Origin of the sequence: Campylobacter australis, assembly GCF_050586305.1 — a bacterium.
GTDB lineage: Bacteria > Campylobacterota > Campylobacteria > Campylobacterales > Campylobacteraceae > Campylobacter_A.
The window spans coordinates 1-1,018 of record NZ_JAXUAA010000023.1 but is presented as its reverse complement, the minus strand read 5'-3'; the positions used below and the strand labels follow the sequence as shown (position 1 = coordinate 1,018).

At 38.8% G+C, this 1,018-nt stretch carries 1 protein-coding gene; it reads left to right on the top strand.

The window, feature by feature from the left end:
- Positions 1 to 1,018 (top strand): molybdopterin dinucleotide binding domain-containing protein (locus U5B17_RS09650; protein WP_430805138.1); only part of this gene is annotated, 1,018 nt, incomplete at both ends.

Sequence of the window (1,018 nt, the reverse complement as noted above, 5' to 3'; positions counted from 1 at the left end):
CTCTTCACCCGCCACCAAGACTCAAACAGAGCAGCCAAAGCACTGCGTAAGCTAGATACTATCATCACACTTGAGCCATTTTGGACATCACAGGCTAAGTTTTCTGATATTGTACTACCAGTTGCCATTCAGCCTGAAAGAGCTGATATAGAGTTTGCAAACTCTACGAATGAGTATCTATTTGCCATTAAGCCACTCGTTAAGCCTTATGGTGAGAGTAAAAGCGACTTTTGGATATGTAATGAAATTTGTCGTAGGTTTAACCTTGATCTAGCATTTAATGAAGGCAAAGATGAGATGGGTTGGATAAAAGAGCTTTATAGTGATGCTAGTAAAAAAGCAAGTGATATGGGATATGATATGCCAAGCTTTGAGGAGTTTTGGCAAAGGGGATATTTTCACTTTGATAAGATAGATGAAGCAAAGAGTAATCACACAAGCTATGTAGCATTTAGAAATGATCCTTTAAATAATAAACTAAACACTCCAAGTGGTAAGATAGAAATTTACTCCCAAACTATAGCAGATATGGGATATGATGACTGCTTTGGTCATCCTGCATGGTTTGAGCCTATAGAGTGGCTTGGAGATAAAGATAAAAAGTATCCACTAGCTTTAGTATCAGCCCACTCAAAATACAGACTACACTCTCAGCTTGATAACTCTGAAATTTTAAGAAGCTATAGCAAGATAGCAGGTAAAGAGCCAGTTATTATTAGTCCAAACCTTGCTAAGCAAAGGGGTATAAAGCATGGTGATATAGTAAAGGTCTTTAATGATCGTGGGGCTATACTATGTGGGGCTGATGTGAGTGATGATATACCTGATGATGTAATTATCATAAGAGAGGGGGCTTGGTGGGATCCGCAAGATGATGGAATGTGTCATAGTGGAAATGTAAATGTTCTTACTATGGACAAGGGATGTTCAAAGCTATCTCAGTCAAATATAGCCCATACTTGTCTAGCTGATATAGTTAAGTATGATGGTGTTAGTGAGAATGGGGCGTATGGGGGAG